This window comes from Mesorhizobium sp. M7A.F.Ca.US.011.01.1.1 (genome assembly GCF_003998295.1).
Classification (GTDB): domain Bacteria; phylum Pseudomonadota; class Alphaproteobacteria; order Rhizobiales; family Rhizobiaceae; genus Mesorhizobium.
Genome location: NZ_RZRT01000003.1, coordinates 355828 through 369381, shown reverse-complemented (window position 1 = coordinate 369381; position 13554 = coordinate 355828). Strand labels below are relative to the sequence as shown.

The window sequence follows — 13554 nt, the reverse complement described above, 5'->3', positions numbered from 1 at the left end:
CGCGCCACCTCTGATATCCTTCGAAAAGGACGAAAAATTGGCGTTAGAACCGCGGCGGACGCGGAGCGCCACCTGGACCACCAGCGGCGCCAGCAGCAACAGGGCGCGGCGTCATCGGCAGCAGGCCTTCGCGCTGGGCGCGCTTGCGGGCCAGCTTGCGGGCGCGGCGAACGGCTTCAGCCTTTTCGCGGGCGCGCTTCTCGGACGGCTTCTCGTAGTGACCGCGCATCTTCATTTCACGGAAAATGCCTTCGCGCTGCATCTTCTTCTTGAGAGCGCGAAGCGCCTGATCAACGTTATTGTCGCGGACGAGTACCTGCACGGGCAATCCTGTCTTTCGGGTTTGATATCAACAGGCAAGCGGCCATAGCCACTAGCCTCCGCAGCGGTTTACACCACGAATTGTGGCGGCTGATAGCAGAATCATGCCGCGCTGTCCACAGCGGAAATGAATTTGCGGGGCCAGCCGCCGTCTGTTTGCCCTGGGACAAGTGTGCCACTTGCCCATGAGATAAGGAGCCGACTAGGCCGTCGCGAGGTGCAGCAACTCGAAATCCTCGAAGAACTCGCCGTAGTCGCAGGTGATCTCCTCGCCCACGCCGATGTCGCGGGTCGCGGTGGCCCCGCCATATTGCGAAAAATCCGTGTTCGGATTGCTGGAATGGTTCATGAAGCGGCCATTGTCGACTTCATAGACCATGAAACCCGGCCGGTCCGGGCTCGGATAGGCATAGCGGTCGAGCAGCTCCCTGAGATGCGGGGGTGCCGTCTCGTATTTGTCCATGGGGATCAGCCGGTCGAAATCCGGATCGAGCCGCCAGATCGAAGCGCCTTTCCTGATCGGCTCCGCGGCGAACACGCCGACACCTTCGATCGCACTCGCAGTCACATAGGTTCTGATCAGCATCATGGTTCCAGACCCCGCTTTTGGACATAAACGGAATCGCCAAATCGCGGCGAAAAATCAAGAGCGGCCGTTTGCCTGGCGGCTATGAACATGCGTCCCGCCGCTGGAATCTTCACGTCCGGTTGATCGACACGCCGCCATCGGCAAACAGAGCCGCTCCGGTGGTGAAACTCGAGGCGTCGGAGGCGAGATAGAGTGCCGAGCGGGCGATCTCCTCCGGCATCGCGATACGCTTCAAAGCATGCAGGCCTTCGACGAAAACCCGTGATTCCGGGGTCTTGAAGGTTGCCGCGGGTGTGTCGGTGCCGCCGGGCAGCAGCGCGTTGACCCGCACGCCTTTCGGGCCGTATTCGGCGGCCAGCACCTGTGTCAGTCCGATCAGGCCGGCCTTGCTCGCGGCATAACTGGTCATGCCGGGCATCCCGACTGTGTGACCAACGAAGGTGGAGGTGAAGATCAGCGAACCGCCGCCGCGCTCGATCATTGCCGGCACCTGATATTTCGCGCCGAGAAACGCGCTGGTGAGGTTGGTGTCGAGCGAATCGCGCCATCCCTCCAGCGGCAGGTCCGAAATCGGCCCCATCCGGCCAACGGCGCCGGCATTGTTGAAGGCGATGTCGAGCCCGCCGAACTTTTCGACCGCCAGATCGACAAGGGCCTTTGCATAGGCTTCCTCCCTGACATCGCCGGCAAGCGCGATGGCCGCGCCATCATTGTCTTCTATCTCGGCGACGAGCGTATCGAGCTCGGCCTGACGGCGGGCGGCGGCGATGACCTTGGCGCCTTCCTCAGCAAAGAGTTTTGCCGAGGCCCGTCCGATGCCGGAACTGGCGCCGGTGACGATGGCGATCTTGTTTGCGAGTGCGAACATTTTTGCATCCTTTTCTTCGCGCCGGCCTGACCGGCAGTTGGGGTGCTTGGTCGCAGATCGAGGCAAGGCGAGCCACCCGATACGTGCCAAGATGCTGGAAAGCGCCGACGCACCGGATGCGTCTTTTTCACCACGGCGCAAAACGGCAAGCGCCGTCGCAAACAGCGCAAGGGTGGAAGCGCTGTTTCGCTAGTGATACACCTCGCGCGCCGGGACCGAATGAACGCCGGCCGCCATTCGCGAAGCCTTTTTGGGGCGAGGTTGGGACGTTGAAGAAATATTCGGTATTCGCCATCGCCCGTGAAGCCATGCGCGGTCACAAGGGCTGGGAGGAGCAGTGGTCCTCGCCCGAGCCCAGGAAGGAATACGACGTCATCATCGTCGGCGCCGGCGGCCATGGCCTGGCCACCGCCTATTACCTCGCCACGGTGCACGGCATCACCAATGTCGCGGTGCTGGAAAAGGGCTGGCTCGGCGGCGGCAACACCGGCCGCAACACCACCATCATCCGCTCCAACTATCTCTATGACGAGAGCGCCGGCATCTACGACCATGCGCTGAAGTTGTGGGATGGGCTCAGCCAGGAGCTCAATTACAACGTCATGTATTCGGCGCGCGGCGTCATGATGCTCGCGCACAATGTGCACGACGTGCAGGTGCTGAAGCGTCACGTTCACGCCAACCGGCTGAACGGCATCGACAATGAGTGGCTGACCCCGGAGCAGGCGAAGGAATTCTGCCCACCGCTCAACACCTCCAAGGATGCGCGCTATCCGGTGGTCGGTGCGGCGCTGCAGCGTCGCGGCGGTACGGCGCGTCACGATGCGGTTGCCTGGGGCTATGCGCGCGGCGCTTCGGCGCGTGGTGTCCACATCATCCAGAATTGCGAGGTCACCGGGGTCAAGCGGGCGGCCAATGGCGCGGTCATGGGCGTCGACACGACGCGCGGCTTCATCGGCGCAAAAAAGGTCGGCGTCGTTGCCGCCGGCCATTCCTCGGTGATCATGAACATGGCCGGCGTGCGCATGCCGCTGGAGAGCTATCCGCTGCAGGCGCTGGTGTCGGAGCCGGTCAAGCCGGTGGTTCCCTGCGTGGTGATGTCGAACACGGTGCACGCCTATATCTCGCAGTCCGACAAGGGCGAACTGGTGATCGGCGCCGGCACCGACCAGTATGTTTCCTATTCGCAGACCGGCGGCCTGCACATATTGCAGCATACGCTCGACGCCATCTGCGAGATGTTCCCGATCTTCACACGCATGAAGATGCTGCGCTCGTGGGGCGGCATCGTCGACGTCACGCCCGACCGTTCGCCGATCCTGGCCAAGACGCCGGTGCCCGGCCTCTATGTCAATTGCGGCTGGGGCACGGGCGGCTTCAAGGCGACGCCGGGCTCGGGCCATGTCTTTGCCCACACCATCGCGAAAGACGATCCGCATCCGATCAACGCGCCCTTCACCATCGAGCGCTTCCGCACCGGACGGCTCATCGACGAGGCGGCGGCGGCGGCGGTGGCGCACTGATGATGGCGCAGATGGCTGTCGCGATGCCGCTGATGCTGGCGGGGGAACAAGTGCCGGTGGGGGAACGGGGCATGTTCCATTTTCCGTCGGCGGACGAAGTGCGCACGCAGCCGATCAGCCGCACCGGCAACGAAACCGTCTGGCCGTTTTCGGTCGATGACGGCACGCTGGCCTGCGTCTGGAGCGGCGGCCAGAGGGTGGTGATGTTCTTCGAGGGACGTCCCGAAGGGCTCGACCAGGACGAGACATTCCAGCCGCGTCAAGTCATCGTCACCACCGATCCGATGCAGCTCACCCTCGGCAACATGGCGTCCCGCGATCTGTTTCGTCCCGCTGCAAGCGTGGAAGAGCGCATCCGGCTCGTCGCACCGTTCGCGACCTTGGGACAGAAGCTTTGCGATCAACCGGCGGGCGCCCGCGTCGGCCACGGCGAATTGTAGGAACGAACCAAATGCTTCTCATCCGCTGCCCCTATTGCGAGGAAGAGCGTCCGGAACTCGAGTTTCGCAACGCCGGCGAGGCGCATATCGCGCGCTCGGCCAATATGGCCGGGGAGAGCGACGACGATTTTGAAAAGTTCTTCTTCATCCGCTCCAACCCCAAGGGCATCATTTATGAGCGCTGGCGGCACATGCATGGCTGTGCGCGCTTCTTCAACGCCGTACGCGACACCGTCACCGACAAATTCGTCATGACCTACAAGGCCGGCGAGCCCAAACCCTCCAAGCTGCCGGGAGTTGGCAAATGAGCGGCGCGTCGTACCGCATTTCCGGCGCCGGCCGCTTCAGCCAAGCCAAGACCGCGCGCTTCAGCTTCGATGGCCAGTCCTATGCCGGCATCGAGGGCGACACGCTGGCCTCGGCGCTGCTCGCCAATGGCGTCCATCTCGTCGGCCGCTCGTTCAAGTACCACCGTCCGCGCGGCATCCTGTCGGCGGGCGCCGAGGAGCCGAACGCCCTGGTCGAAATCAGGCGCGACGCGGCACGCAAGACGCCGAACGTGCGGGCGACCGTGCAGGAGCTCTATGACGGGCTTGACGCGCAGTCGCAGAACCGCTGGCCGTCACTGTCCTTCGACCTCGGTGCGGTCAGCGATATCGCCTCGCCGCTGCTTTCGGCCGGCTTCTACTACAAGACCTTCATGTGGCCGAAAGCGGCGTGGAAGACGCTCTACGAGCCAAAGATCCGCGCCGCGGCCGGTCTTGGCGTTTCCCCGGACCAGCCGGATCCCGACCATTATTCATCGCGCTATGCGCATTGCGACGTGCTGGTGCTCGGCGGCGGCGCGGCAGGCATCGCGGCAGCGCTTGCGGCGGCCGAGACCGGCGTGCGCGTCATCCTCGCCGACGAGCAGGCCGAGTTCGGCGGCAGCCTGCGTTTCGAGAGCGGCGCGAAAATCGACGGCCAGGACGGTTTTGCCTGGGCGCAAGCTGCCGTGGCGAAGCTCGCCGCGATGGACAATGTCCGCGTGCTGTCGCGCACGACGGCGTTCGGCTACTATGCGCAGAATTTTATCGGGCTGGTCGAGCGTGTCAGCGAACATCTGAGGACCCCCGGCCACGAATTGGCGCGCGAGCGGCTGTGGCAGGTCCGGGCCAAGCGCGTGGTGCTGGCCTCCGGTGCGATCGAGCGCCACATGGTGTTTGCCGACAACGACCGGCCGGGCATCATGCTGGCGGGTGCCGCGCGCACCTATCTCAACCATTATGGCGTCGCGGTCGGCAGGAATGTCGGCGTCTATACCGCCAATGATTCCGCTTACTCGGCGGCCATCGACCTGAAGAAAGCCGGCGTCAACGTGGCGGCGATCGTCGATCTGCGCGACAATCCGACCGGACCGGTGATTGACGAGGCGAGGGCGCTCGGCATCGAGATCAATTTCGGCCGCGCGGTGATCCGCGCTGGCGGTAAGCTCAGGGTGTCGTCGATGACCGTGCAGCCGAAGAATGGCGGCGGCGAACGCACCATCCCGGTCGATGCGATCCTGATGTCGGCCGGCTGGACGCCGTCGGTGCATCTGTTCTCGCAGTCGCGCGGCAAGGTCGCCTTCAACGACGAGACCAAGCGCTTCGTGCCGGGCATCTATGCGCAGGACTGCGTCTCGGTCGGCGCCTGCAACGGCACCGACGGGCTGTCTGCGACGGTCGATGAGGCCTATGCGGCAGGCGCCAAGGCGGCCAGGGATGCGGGTGCCAAAACCGCCAAGGGCAGCAAGCCGAAGGTAGACGCCTCGGAGAGCTGGTCGCGCGGCATGCTGGGTGCAGCCCCCGGCGCCGGGTCGGATACGACGGTGAAGGCCTTCGTCGATTTCCAGAACGACGTCACCGCCAAGGACATCCGCCAGGCGGTGCACGAAGGCATGCGCTCGATCGAGCACGTCAAGCGCTTCACCACCAACGGCATGGCGACCGACCAGGGCAAGACCTCCAACATGCACGGCTTGGCGATTGCCGCCGAGGTGCTGGGAAAGCCGATCCCGGAAGTCGGCCTGACCACGTTCCGGGCGCCCTATACGCCGGTGACTTTCGGCGCCATCGTCAGCCATGCGCGCGGTCCGCTGTTCGACCCGACACGTAAGACGGCGATCCATCCCTGGGCCGAAGCCCAAGGGGCGGTGTTCGAGGATGTCGGGCAGTGGAAGCGTGCCTGGTACTTCCCCAAGGCGGGCGAGGACATGCACGCCGCAGTCGATCGCGAATGCGTCGCGGTGCGCAAGACAGCCGGTCTGTTCGATGCCTCGACGCTGGGCAAGATCGAAGTGGTCGGTCCGGATGCGGCCAAATTCATGGAGCTGCTCTACACCAACCCATGGGAGAAGCTGGAACCCGGCCGCTGCCGCTACGGCATCATGCTGCGCGAGGACGGGTTCATCTATGATGACGGCGTCGTCGGCAGGCTGGCGCCCGACCGTTTCCACGTGACGACGACGACCGGCGGCGCGCCGCGCGTCATGAACCATATGGAGGACTATCTCCAGACCGAGTTCCCGCATCTCAATGTCTGGCTGACCTCGATCACCGAGCAATGGGCTGTTATCGCGGTGCAGGGACCCAAGTCGCGCGACATCATCGCGCCGCTGCTCGAAGGGATCGACATGTCGGACGAGGCGCTGCCGCATATGTCGGTGCGCGAAGGCAAGATCTGCGGCGTGCCGACGCGGCTGTTCCGCATGTCGTTCACCGGCGAGCGCGGCTTCGAGGTGAACGTGCCGGCCGACTATGGCCAGGCGGTCTGGGAAGCGCTGTGGGCCGAAGGCCAGAAGCATGGTGCGGCTGCTTATGGCACCGAGGCGATGCACGTGCTGCGCGCCGAAAAGGGCTACATCATCGTCGGCCAGGACACCGACGGCACGGTGACGCCGAACGACGCCGGCCTCGATTGGGCGGTCGGCAAGAAGAAAACCGATTTCGTCGGTATCAGGGGTTTGACGCGGCCGGATCTCGTTGCCAGGGGCCGCAAGCAGCTGGTCGGCCTCAAGACCAGAGATTCCGAGGTGGTGCTGGAAGAAGGCGCGCAGATCGTCGAGGATCCGAAACAGGCGATCCCGATGAAGATGATCGGCCACGTCACCTCGAGCTACTGGTCGGAAAATTGCGGCCGCTCAATCGCATTGGCGCTGGTCGCCGGCGGCCGCGACCGGATGGGCGAGACCCTTTATGTGCCGATGCCGAACGGGGTGATCGAAGTGGAGGTTACCGGCATGGTGTTCTTCGACGAGACGGGAGGGCGCCTCAATGGCTAAGGCCGCTGCAAGAAAGACGGCTCCGGCTGCATCGCCTTCGGTGGAACGCCGTCTGGCGCTGGCTGGGCGCAGCACCACTGCCGCCAGCGTCAAGGTCGAGGTGCTGCCGCCGGCCGAACGCGTTTCATTGCGGGCGCCGGAGGCTTCGGTCGCAGCGCTTTCGAAGGCGCTCGGCGTGACCTTGCCGAACAAGCCGAAAACCGCTGCCGCGAACGGCGGGCGCACCGCTCTGTGGCTCGGCCCCGACGAATGGCTGGTCATCGATGAGGCCGACAACGATCCGCTCGCCGATTGCGCCAAAGTATCCGCGCTGCATTCGGCGGTCGGCGTCTCGCATCGCAACATCGCGATATCAGTGACGGGCGCCGGAGCGGCGGCGACGATCAATGCGGGCTGCCCGCAGGACCTGTCGCTCGAGGCCTTCCCGGTGGGAGCAGCGTCGCGCACCATCCTGGGCAAGACCGAGATCGTGCTGCTGCGCACGGGTAACGACGCCTTCCGGGTCGAATGCTGGCGTTCCTTCTCGGACTATGTCTTTACTTTGCTGTCCGAGGGATCGCGCGACGCGGCGGTCTGAACTCGGAACGTTTTGCAGGGCACGCTCGTTCTGCATCCGCACGCCGAGGGAGAATGCCGATGCCGTCGAATTCCGCGCCGAAGTCGCCGGTCATAAAGACATCGGCTGTCCGCTCGCTCGAACACGAGCGGCACGAAGCGCCGAGCGCTGAAGAGGAACTCGAGGAAGGCCTCGAAGACACGTTCCCGGCCAGCGATCCGATATCCATTACCGGAACCGCTATCCCCGGCGCACCGGCGAAACCGGGCAAGGCCAAGACCGTGCCGGGGCGCAAGAGGCGCAAGACATAGTATTCCATCGGACCAGACGGCACCGGACCTTCTCAATCCCCTTGGACATGCTATTTAAAGCGCTTTGGGAGATGAAAATGCCGACAAAAGCGATCGTGTGGGGCGAGAACGTCCACGAGCAGACCAATGAAGCCGTGCGCGACCTCTATCCCTTGGGGATGCATGGCACGATTGCCGCCGCCCTCAACCAGGACAAGGGTATCGAGGCGACCACCGCCACCTTGCAGGAACCCGAACATGGCCTGAGCGAGAAGCGTCTGGCGGCCACCGACGTGCTTTTGTGGTGGGGCCACGCGGCGCATGGCGAGGTCAAGGACGACATCGTCGAACGGGTGCAGAAGCGGGTGTGGGAAGGGATGGGCCTGATCGTGCTCCATTCCGGCCACTACTCGAAGATCTTCAAGCGGCTGATGGGCACGCCCTGTTCGCTGAAATGGCGCGAGGCGGGCGAGCGTGAGCGCGTCTGGGCGATCAACCGCGGCCACCCGATCGCGCAAGGCATCGGCGAGTGCCTGGAGATCGGCGAGACGGAAATGTATGGCGAGCCGTTCGCGGTGCCGGAGCCGCTGGAGACGGTGTTCGTCTCCTGGTACGAGGGCGGCGAGGTGTTCCGGTCCGGGCTGACCTACCAGCGCGGCGCGGGACGGATCTTCTACTTCTCGCCCGGCCACGAGACCTATCCGATCTATCACAATGAGGGCGTGCAGCAGGTGCTACGCAACGCCGTCCATTGGGCGCACAACCCGGCGCCGGCCTGGTCCGGCATCACCAACGCGCCGAACGTGCCGACGGATGCGGCCAAGGAGAAGATCGTGCAGAAGGGCCTGCGCCTGCATGCCGACGGCGACAAGGGCCTGAGTTGATTCGGCCTGAGCTGATCGGGGCCTGAATTGCTTAAGGCGTGAGTTGATTGGGGCTTGGGGCTAATGCATCGAATTCTTCTGCTCGGCACCGGCGGTATCGCCGGGCATCATGTCGAGGAGTTTGCCGAGATCCCGGGCTGCAGCATCGTCGCCTGTGTCGACCAGGTGCCCGGCCGCGCGGCAGCGTTTGCCGCCGTCAGCAAGATCGGCGATTACTTCGAAAGCCTGGAAGCGGCGATCGCCTGGGGTCAGTTCGATGCCGCCATCAACGCGACGCCGGATGGTGCGCATATGGCAACTACGCTGGCGCTGCTTGCCCAGGGAAAGCATGTGTTTTGCGAAAAGCCGCTGGCGCCGAACCACGCCGACGCGCTTGATATGACCGAAGCGGCCGAGGCTGCAGGGGTGGTCAACATGGTCAACCTGACCTATCGCAACTCACCGGCGATCCATGAAGCGCGGCGCATGGTGCTGGCCGGCGAGATCGGCGTGTTGCGCCATGTCGAGGCAAGCTACCGACAAAGCTGGCTGGTCAGCCAGTCGTGGGGCGACTGGCGGGTCGAGGACAAATGGCTCTGGCGCTTGTCGAGCCGGCACGGTTCAACCGGCGTGCTGGGCGATGTCGGCATCCATATCCTGGACTTCGCCACCTATGGCGCCGGCCAGGATATCGTCAGCCTGCATGCCGATCTGGTGACGTTTCCGAAGGCCGAGGGCGAGCGCATCGGCGACTATGTGCTGGACGCCAATGACAGCGTGGCGATGACGGCGCGGCTCAGTTCCGGCGCGCTCGCCACGATCGTGGCGAGCCGCTACATGACCGGCCACGCCAACGATTTGTCGCTGGCCCTGCACGGCACCAAGGGCGCCATCAAGGTCGAGACCGACGGCAAGGCATCGAACCTGTCGGCCTGTCTCGGCGGCGATGTCGATCTTCAGCAATGGCGAACGCTGGCGCTGCCCAGTGTCAAGCGCAATGCGCGACGCTTTGCCGATGCGCTGGTTACAGGCCGGAATGGCGATCCGTCGTTCCGGCGCGCCGCCGACATGCAGAAGCTGATCGACGCGGCCTTCGAGAGTTCAGCGGTGAAGCTGCCGGTTTCGGTCGGCTGAAGCTGGCCGGCTTGTGCCGGCCAGACGCGATCCTTGCTGATGTCAAAATGCGCTTGGTACAATCCACGGATTGATGCTGATGCCGAGGCGCGGGCCCTTGCCTTCAGCGGTGTTTTCCGTGGCACCCTTCTTTTCGACCGAACCGGTCGAAGCGCAATCGAGCTTCACGTTGGTCTTGGTGTCAACGCAGGCCGCCACCGGCGCATGCTTGACGGGGTGGGTGGTGTTGGCGGCGAAGGCCGAGCCCGAAAGTGCCAGCACGGCGGCGAGGGTGAGGAGTGTCTTTTTCATTGTCAGTCTCCGTTTTCGACGGGTAAATTTCTCTCGTACATGTACGATGCACTGTACATATACGCCCGTCGGTCGCGAAGTTCAAGGAAAACCGTACGCGTACAATAAATTTTTTGTTAACCAAGAACCCCCAAGGTCTGGAGGGATACACAAACCAAAGGAAACGGCGTTCAGCAGTTGACCGGTGTCTCGGTCAGCGGTGGGACGTTTTGCGTGCTGAGCGTGGCGAGCGTGAAATCGCACATCCGCTTCACGAAGGCCTGCGGATCGCCGAAGGGGTAGAAAGGAAAGGTGATGAGCAGCGAGATCGTGCCGTGTCCGACCGCCCACAGCATGGTGGCGATGGCGCGCGGATCGCCCTGCAATTTGCCGGCGGTGACGCAGGCCTCGACCCTGCTGATCAGCACCTTCATAGCGGGGTTGCTCTCTTCCATTTCGTTGTAGCCTTCCGGCAGCTTGGTCTTTTCGGTCATGAACACGGTGCGGTATTCGTTGGGATTGCCGAGTCCGAAAGCGGCATATTCGGTCATCACCGCCTGCAAGGCCTCGATCGGATCGTCGGATGGATGCCCCTCGATGCGGCGGGCGAGTGTCTCGAATGCATCCTCGGCCAGAGCGAACAGGATGTCCTGCTTGTCGGCGAAGTAGGAGTAGACCGACATCGGGGCATAGCCGACCCGCTTGGCCAGCTTGCGAATGGTCAGGCCTTCATAGCCTTCTTCCTGGACGAGCTTGTGCGCGGCCTCGACCAGTTCGGAGCGCAGTTCGGCCTTTTGTTTCTCGCGGCGTGTCTGGACGCTCTGCGGCAAGATCTGGTGCCTTTGGTTGGTTGGTGGCTGGCTAAATTATATACGCTGTACGGAAACGGACAAGGGCACGGGAAGTTCCCAAGCGGTATGCTTCGGATCGTGCCCACGCTCGTCGAAGTTGGCGGCACCCGTGATCAGCACCTTTGCTCCGTCAAAGCGGCCATCACGCCTCCTTGTCGATCAGCTTCGCGGCAAGACGCGAAAGCAGCTTCACCGCCTCGCCATAGGTCCGGGCTTTTTCCGGATTGGAGGCATTGCCGTCCAGCGCCCGCTTGAAGACGCCCTGGCAGATCGCAGCCAGCCGGAAGAAGGAAAAGGCGAGGAAGAACGTCCAGTTGCCGATACTGGTGAGTCCGCGCCGCCGGCAGTAGGCGGCGACGTAGTCCGTTTCGGAGGGCAGCCCGAGCGCCGCGCGGTCGACACCGCCCAGGCCGCGAAAGCCCGACGCGTGCGGCAGCCGCCATTGCATGCACTGATAGGCGATATCGGCGAAGGGGTGGCCTGATGTCGACAGTTCCCAGTCGAGCACCGCCAGAACTGTTGGTCGGTCCGGCGCGAAGATCAGATTGTCCAGCCGGTAGTCGCCATGGACCAGGGAGACGCGGCCGTCATCCTCCGGCATGTGTGTCTCCAGCCAGGCAATCAACCGGTCCATATCGGCCACCGTGCCGGTCTCCGAGGCGCGGTACTGGCTGGTCCAGCGCGCCAGCTGGCGCTCGAAATAACTGCCCGGCCGGCCGAAATCGCCGAGTCCCACTGTTTCGACATCGACCTCGTGCAGCGCCGCGAGGGTTTCGTTCATGGCATCGTAGATGGCGGCGCGATCTTCGTTGTCGCGAGCCTCCGGCAGAGCCGGATCCCAGAAGATGCGGCCGTCCAGGAAATCCATCACGTAGAACATGCGGCCGATCGGCGAGGCTTCGTCGGAAAGATGCAGCATCTGCGGCACAGGCACGGCGGTGCCGGCAAGCGCGCTCATCACCCTGAATTCTCGGTCGACCTGGTGCGCCGATTTCAGCAATTGCCCCGGCGGCTTCGCGCGCAGCACGTAACGGCCGCTTGCCGCCGTCAAAAGGTAGGTCGGGTTCGATTGGCCGGATTTGAACTTCTCGACTGCAGCAAGCCCGGAAAAGCCAGGTATGTTCGCCTCGAGGTAAGGCGCAAGCGCTGCCTGGTCGAGAACGGGATCACTCATGCCGTCTCGGGCTGGCGTTCGATCAAGGTCAGCGTCAACCAGCGCGCGGTCAGTGCCGGCTTCTTCGAACCCTCGATCTCGATCGTCACGTCATGCGCGGTCTGCACCCAGCCCGACGGCCTGACCTTGACGTCGGCCAGCACAAACCGCGTGCGGATGCGCGCGCCGGTTTTCACCGGCGCCAGGAAGCGCAGCGAATCGAAGCCGTGGTTGACGCCCATCTTGCCGTTTTCCAGCGGCGGCATGGTCTCGAAAGTCATCGCCGACAACAGCGACAGCGACAGGAAGCCGTGCGCGATGGTGCCGCCGAACGGCGTTTCGCGCATGGCCCGCTCCGGATCGCAGTGGATGAACTGGTGGTCGTCGGTGGCGTCGGCGAACTGATCGATCATGCGTTGCGTGACCGCCCGCCACGGCGACACGCCAACCTCCTTGCCGACACTGGCCAGAAGCACATCGAGACTGATCGGTTCCACGCTCATGTCCTCCAGTTCACCCCCGGCTTCTGTGGCCGGAAAATGTCATTCCTTGAACAAGGTCAGCCCGTGCTGCACCGACTGTCCGCCGTCGATCGGCAGGATGGCGCCGGTGATGTAGCTGCCTGCACGGCTGCACAAATAGAGCGTTGCGCCGGCAATGTCATCCGATGCGCCGATACGGCCGATCGGAACATGGCTGCCAACGTGCCTGGCCTGCTCATCCGTGCCCGTGGCGAATGCCGTCATCCGGCTCTGGAAGGGGCCGGGTGCGAAGGCATTGACGGTGATGCGGCGGCCGGCGAACTCGAGCGCAAGGGTGCGGGTCAGATGATGCACGGCTGCCTTGGACGCCGTGTAGGAATAGGCGTCGTCGGCCAGCGGCTGCGTGCCCATCACCGAACCGAGATTGATCACCCTGGCCGGATCGGCGTCGCTGGCGGCAGCGTCGAGCAGTGGCAGCAATTCGCGGGTCAGATGGAAGACTGCGGTGACATTGACGCCAAACACCTTGGCCCAAGCCGAATAGGGGAAGCTTTCCAGCGGCGCGCCCCAGGAGACGCCGGCGTTGTTGACCAGAATATGCAGTTTCCCGGTCCGCGCTTTGACCTCGGTAACGAGTGCGGCAATGCCGGTTTCGCTGGAAACGTCCCCGGCGAAGCCCTCGGCCCGGCCCGGTGCACCAAGCTCGTTCAACTCTTCGGCGACCTGGATGCAATCCTCGCCCTTGCGTGACGCGATCATCACGCTGGCGCCGGCCCTGACCAGCGCGGTCGCCGCCATGCGGCCTATGCCGGTCGCGGCACCCGTCACCAGCGCGGTCTTGCCGGCCACCGAAAACAGCTCGTCCAGATAGCTCATCACAATCCTCCGCGCTCGGCATGCGGGCAAACAGTTC

16 protein-coding genes are annotated in these 13554 nt (G+C 63.9%); 8 read left to right on the top strand and 8 right to left on the bottom strand.

Annotated elements, in window-relative coordinates:
* Positions 1–43 precede the first annotated feature (43 nt).
* The 3 genes from rpsU to EOA13_RS06445 form a co-directional block, all read right to left on the bottom strand.
* Positions 44–322 carry a 30S ribosomal protein S21 gene (rpsU, locus tag EOA13_RS06455; RefSeq protein ID WP_023671138.1) on the bottom strand — a complete coding sequence of 93 codons (279 nt, stop codon included), beginning with the start codon at positions 320–322 and terminating at the stop codon, positions 44–46.
* A gap of 201 nt (positions 323–523) precedes the next feature.
* On the bottom strand, positions 524–910 hold the full coding sequence (locus tag EOA13_RS06450; protein ID WP_127290632.1) for an SET domain-containing protein-lysine N-methyltransferase: 387 nt from the start codon (positions 908–910) through the stop codon (positions 524–526).
* Positions 911–1019: 109 nt separating this feature from the next.
* On the bottom strand, positions 1020–1778 hold the full coding sequence (locus EOA13_RS06445; protein WP_127290630.1) for an SDR family oxidoreductase: 759 nt from the start codon (positions 1776–1778) through the stop codon (positions 1020–1022).
* Positions 1779–2047: 269 nt separating this feature from the next.
* Here EOA13_RS06445 and EOA13_RS06440 point away from each other — a divergent pair, with 269 nt between their 5' ends.
* The 8 genes from EOA13_RS06440 (at position 2048) to EOA13_RS06405 (ending at position 9885) form a co-directional block, all read left to right on the top strand.
* The gene (locus EOA13_RS06440) at positions 2048–3301 is read left to right on the top strand and encodes a sarcosine oxidase subunit beta (RefSeq protein ID WP_127290628.1); all 1254 of its coding nucleotides are present in this window, start codon (positions 2048–2050) and stop codon (positions 3299–3301) included.
* Positions 3301–3741, top strand: coding sequence for a hypothetical protein (locus tag EOA13_RS06435; protein ID WP_127290626.1), 441 nt, complete (start codon positions 3301–3303; stop codon positions 3739–3741). Before EOA13_RS06440 ends, EOA13_RS06435 begins: the two co-directional genes overlap by 1 nt.
* An 11-nt stretch (positions 3742–3752) precedes the next feature.
* Positions 3753–4049, top strand: a complete 297-nt coding sequence (locus EOA13_RS06430; RefSeq protein WP_127259924.1) for a sarcosine oxidase subunit delta — start codon at positions 3753–3755, stop codon at positions 4047–4049.
* Positions 4046–7042 (top strand): sarcosine oxidase subunit alpha, encoded by a 2997-nt coding sequence (locus tag EOA13_RS06425; protein WP_127290624.1) that lies wholly within the window; start codon positions 4046–4048, stop codon positions 7040–7042. Before EOA13_RS06430 ends, EOA13_RS06425 begins: the two co-directional genes overlap by 4 nt.
* Entirely contained in the window at positions 7035–7619 is a 585-nt protein-coding gene (locus tag EOA13_RS06420; protein WP_127290622.1) for a sarcosine oxidase subunit gamma, read from the top strand. Before EOA13_RS06425 ends, EOA13_RS06420 begins: the two co-directional genes overlap by 8 nt.
* Positions 7620–7678: 59 nt before the next feature.
* Positions 7679–7909, top strand: a complete 231-nt coding sequence (locus tag EOA13_RS06415; RefSeq protein ID WP_127290620.1) for a hypothetical protein — start codon at positions 7679–7681, stop codon at positions 7907–7909.
* Between the two features lie 77 nt (positions 7910–7986).
* Positions 7987–8772, top strand: a complete 786-nt coding sequence (locus tag EOA13_RS06410; RefSeq protein ID WP_023810120.1) for a ThuA domain-containing protein — start codon at positions 7987–7989, stop codon at positions 8770–8772.
* A 63-nt stretch (positions 8773–8835) separates the two neighbouring features.
* Positions 8836–9885, top strand: coding sequence for a Gfo/Idh/MocA family oxidoreductase (locus EOA13_RS06405; protein WP_127290618.1), 1050 nt, complete (start codon positions 8836–8838; stop codon positions 9883–9885).
* Between the two features lie 42 nt (positions 9886–9927).
* On the opposite strand, the gene EOA13_RS06400 is transcribed toward EOA13_RS06405, so the two are convergent.
* From EOA13_RS06400 to EOA13_RS06375, 5 genes are all read right to left on the bottom strand, one after another.
* Positions 9928–10176 (bottom strand): DUF680 domain-containing protein, encoded by a 249-nt coding sequence (locus EOA13_RS06400; protein WP_127290616.1) that lies wholly within the window; start codon positions 10174–10176, stop codon positions 9928–9930.
* A 170-nt stretch (positions 10177–10346) separates the two neighbouring features.
* Positions 10347–10985 (bottom strand): TetR/AcrR family transcriptional regulator, encoded by a 639-nt coding sequence (locus EOA13_RS06395; protein ID WP_127290614.1) that lies wholly within the window; start codon positions 10983–10985, stop codon positions 10347–10349.
* A gap of 163 nt (positions 10986–11148) precedes the next feature.
* Positions 11149–12180 carry a phosphotransferase family protein gene (locus tag EOA13_RS06385; protein ID WP_127290610.1) on the bottom strand — a complete coding sequence of 344 codons (1032 nt, stop codon included), beginning with the start codon at positions 12178–12180 and terminating at the stop codon, positions 11149–11151.
* On the bottom strand, positions 12177–12662 hold the full coding sequence (locus tag EOA13_RS06380; protein ID WP_023810115.1) for a MaoC family dehydratase: 486 nt from the start codon (positions 12660–12662) through the stop codon (positions 12177–12179). Before EOA13_RS06380 ends, EOA13_RS06385 begins: the two co-directional genes overlap by 4 nt.
* Before the next feature lie 39 nt (positions 12663–12701).
* Positions 12702–13517 carry an SDR family oxidoreductase gene (locus EOA13_RS06375; protein ID WP_127290608.1) on the bottom strand — a complete coding sequence of 272 codons (816 nt, stop codon included), beginning with the start codon at positions 13515–13517 and terminating at the stop codon, positions 12702–12704.
* Between the last annotated feature and the right edge of the window lie 37 nt (positions 13518–13554).

What these genes read in the sequence shown, in the direction of transcription:
- EOA13_RS06450 (WP_127290632.1), bottom strand. Translation starts at nt 910, where the DNA reads ATGATGCTGATCAGAACCTATGTGACTGCGAGTGCGATCGAAGGTGTC.
- EOA13_RS06445 (WP_127290630.1), bottom strand. Translation starts at nt 1,778, where the DNA reads ATGTTCGCACTCGCAAACAAGATCGCCATCGTCACCGGCGCCAGTTCC.
- EOA13_RS06435 (WP_127290626.1), top strand. Translation starts at nt 3,301, where the DNA reads ATGATGGCGCAGATGGCTGTCGCGATGCCGCTGATGCTGGCGGGGGAA.
- EOA13_RS06430 (WP_127259924.1), top strand. Translation starts at nt 3,753, where the DNA reads ATGCTTCTCATCCGCTGCCCCTATTGCGAGGAAGAGCGTCCGGAACTC.
- EOA13_RS06425 (WP_127290624.1), top strand. Translation starts at nt 4,046, where the DNA reads ATGAGCGGCGCGTCGTACCGCATTTCCGGCGCCGGCCGCTTCAGCCAA.
- EOA13_RS06420 (WP_127290622.1), top strand. Translation starts at nt 7,035, where the DNA reads ATGGCTAAGGCCGCTGCAAGAAAGACGGCTCCGGCTGCATCGCCTTCG.
- EOA13_RS06415 (WP_127290620.1), top strand. Translation starts at nt 7,679, where the DNA reads ATGCCGTCGAATTCCGCGCCGAAGTCGCCGGTCATAAAGACATCGGCT.
- EOA13_RS06410 (WP_023810120.1), top strand. Translation starts at nt 7,987, where the DNA reads ATGCCGACAAAAGCGATCGTGTGGGGCGAGAACGTCCACGAGCAGACC.
- EOA13_RS06405 (WP_127290618.1), top strand. Translation starts at nt 8,836, where the DNA reads ATGCATCGAATTCTTCTGCTCGGCACCGGCGGTATCGCCGGGCATCAT.
- EOA13_RS06400 (WP_127290616.1), bottom strand. Translation starts at nt 10,176, where the DNA reads ATGAAAAAGACACTCCTCACCCTCGCCGCCGTGCTGGCACTTTCGGGC.
- EOA13_RS06385 (WP_127290610.1), bottom strand. Translation starts at nt 12,180, where the DNA reads ATGAGTGATCCCGTTCTCGACCAGGCAGCGCTTGCGCCTTACCTCGAG.
- EOA13_RS06380 (WP_023810115.1), bottom strand. Translation starts at nt 12,662, where the DNA reads ATGAGCGTGGAACCGATCAGTCTCGATGTGCTTCTGGCCAGTGTCGGC.
- EOA13_RS06375 (WP_127290608.1), bottom strand. Translation starts at nt 13,517, where the DNA reads ATGAGCTATCTGGACGAGCTGTTTTCGGTGGCCGGCAAGACCGCGCTG.